Source organism: Kitasatospora sp. NPDC004799 (assembly GCF_040609095.1).
Taxonomy (GTDB): domain Bacteria; phylum Actinomycetota; class Actinomycetes; order Streptomycetales; family Streptomycetaceae; genus Kitasatospora.
This window is the reverse complement of sequence record NZ_JBEXJK010000638.1, coordinates 1-2,980: the sequence shown is the minus strand read 5'-3', so window position 1 is coordinate 2,980 and position 2,980 is coordinate 1. Positions and strand designations below refer to the sequence as shown.

The following is a 2,980-nucleotide window of genomic DNA, read 5'->3' as shown; positions in this document are numbered from 1 at the left end:
GCCGGGCCGGCCTCGCGCTGACCCCCCGGCACCTGTTCGCCCACCAGACCCTGGCCGAACTCGCCGGCGCCGCCGAGCGCTCCCCGCTCCCCGGGGCCGCCGCCGAACAGGGCGCCGTCACCGGCGAGGCCCCGCTCACCCCCGTTCAGCACTGGCTGCTGGACACCCTCGACGGCGATCCGGCCCGGCTCACCCAGTCCGTCTCCTACACCCTCGCCCCCGGCACCGACGAGACCACCCTGCGCGCCGCGCTGGCCGCCGTCCTGGACCACCACGACGCGCTGCGGCTGCGCTTCGAACCGCTCGCCGACGGCCGGTGGCGCCAGCACGGCACCGCCCCCGGCCAGGCCCCCGAGCTGCGCGTCCACGAGCTGCCCGGCGGCGAGGAGGGCGCGAACGCCCTGCGCGGGATCGGCGAGCGCCTCGCCGAGGACTTCGACCTGGCCGCCGGGCCGCTGCTGCGGGCCGCGCTCTGCCGCCGCGCCGACGACCCGCGCCCGGTGCTGCTGCTGGCCGCGCACCACCTGGTGGTGGACGCGGTCTCCTGGCGGATCCTGCTGGAGGACCTGGAGCGGGCCCACCGCGCGCTGGCCGCCGGCGAGCGGCCCGACCTGGGAGCCAAGAGCACCTCCTTCCGGGAATGGGCCGAACGGCTCGCCGAGCACACCGCGGCCGGCCGCTTCGACGCCGAACTCCCGTACTGGCAGGGCCTGGTGGACGACGGCCTGCCGATCGACCTGGACGGCGCCAACACCGCCGACAGCGAGGAGTCGCTGACCGTCGCGCTGGGCGCCGAGGACACCCGCCGACTGCTCCAGGACGTCCCGGACGCCTACCGCACCCGGATCAACGACGTCCTGCTCTGCGCCCTCGGCCGGGTGCTGGCCCGCTGGACCGGACGGCGCCGGGTGCTGGTCGCCCTGGAGGGCCACGGCCGCGAGGACCTCTTCGACGGCCTCGACCTGTCCCGCACCGTCGGCTGGTTCACCGCGATGTACCCCGTCGCCCTGGAGGTGCCCCGGGCGGCGGACACCGGCACCGCGCTGAAGGCCGTCAAGGAGGCGCTGCGCGCCGTCCCGGGCGGCGGCCTCGGCCACGGCGCCCTGCGCCACCTCCGGCCGGCCCCGGGGCTGGACCTGCCGCGGATCGGCTTCAACTACCTGGGCCGGCAGGACCGCGGCACCGCCCCCGGCGGCCTGCTGCTCGCCCCGGCCGGCCCGCTCACCGGCGGGATGGACCGCACCGCCCGCCGCCCCCACCTGCTGGACGTGCTCGGGCAGGTCGCCGACGGCCGGCTCTCCTTCACCTGGTCCTACTCCCGTGCGGTGCACCACCGCCGGACGGTCGCCCGGCTCGCCGCCGAACTCCGGGACGAGCTGCGGGAGATCGTCCGCCACTGCGCCGAACCCGGCGCCGGCGGGCGCACCCCCTCCGACTTCCCGCTCGCCGGGCTCGACCAGGCCGCCGTCGACCGGCTGGCCGGCACCGGGCGCGAGGTGACGGAGATCCAGCCGCTCACCCCCACCCAGACCGGCATGGTGGTGCACGGCCTGGACGAGGCCGCACACGGCCTGTACGTCGAGCAGATCACCTTCGTGCTGGACGGCGCCCGCGACCCCGGCCTGCTGGCCGCCGCCTGGCAGCACGTCGTCGACCGCACCCCGGTGCTGCGCACCTCGGTGGTGCTGCGCGACGTGCCGGTGCCGCTCCAGGTGGTCCACCGGCGGGCGCGGCTCCCGGTCACCGAGCACGACTGGAGCGGCCTGGGCGCGGCGGAGCAGGCGGGCCGGCTGGAGGCGCTGCTCGCCGAGCGGCGCACCCGCCCGCTCGCCCTGGACCGCGCCCCGCTGCTGCGGCTCGACCTGATCCGGCTCGGCCCCGACGCCGTTCGGGTGGTGTGGGAGTTCCACCACGTGCTGCTGGACGGCTGGAGCGTCTTCCACGTCCTCGCCGACGTGCTGGCCGCCCACGCCGCGCTCGCCCGGGGCGAGCGGCCGGCCCTGCCCGAGCGGCGGCCCTTCGCGGACTACGTCGGCTGGCTGGCCGCCCGCGACACCGGCGCCGCCGTCGAGCACTGGCGCGGCGTGCTGGCCGACCTCACCGCGCCGACCGCGCTGCCGTACGACCGCCGCCCCGCCCAGGGCGACACGGCCCGCTCCGGGGACTGGATCTCGCACCGGCTGGACGAGGCCGGGACGGAGCGCCTCCAGGAGTTCGCCCGCCGCCACCGCCTCACCCTCAACACCGTGGTGCAGGGCGCCTGGGCGCTGCTGCTGTCGCGCTGGAGCGGCGAGCGGCGGGTCTGCTTCGGCACCACCGTCTCCGGCCGGCCCGCCGACCTGCCCGGCTCCGACGGCATCGTCGGCCTGTTCATCACCACCCTGCCCGCCCGGGTCGCCGTCGACGGCGACCGGCCCTGCGCCGACTGGCTGCGCACCCTCCAGGAGGAGCAGGCCGAGGACCGCCGGTTCGACCACCTGCCGCTGGCGCGGATGCACGGGCTGAGCCAGGTGCCGCCGGGCACCGAGCTGTTCGACAGCCTGGTGGTCTTCGAGAACTACCCGGTCGGCGACGCCACGGCCGGCGCCCACGGCCTGCTGGTGCGCGACCTGGACGCCCGGGAGGCCACCAACTACCCGCTCACCGTGGTCGTCTCGCCCGGCGAGCGGCTCGCCGTGGAACTCGGCCACGACCCGCGCTACCTCGACCGGGAGACCGCCGGGCGGCTCGCCGACCAGCTGCTGCACACCCTGTCCGCGCTGGCCGCCTCGGACGGCACCACCCGGCTGGACGCGCTCGACCTGCTGCCGCCCGGTGAACGCGAGCGGCTGCTGCGCGGACCGGCCCGCCCGGAGCTCGCCCCGGTGGCCCCGGCGACCCTGCCCGCCCTGGTCGAGGCCGCGGTGGACCGCCGAGGCCGTGGAGCGGCTGGCGTCGTCCGGGGCCCTGACCGGGACCGGCCTGCTGGACTCGGAGACCG

At 77.6% G+C, this 2,980-nt stretch carries 1 protein-coding gene; it reads left to right on the top strand.

The annotated features are described in order from the left end of the window. Positions 1-2,980, top strand: a 2,980-nt coding sequence (locus ABZW03_RS39240; RefSeq protein ID WP_355269423.1) for a condensation domain-containing protein, incomplete at both ends; no start/stop codon positions are given.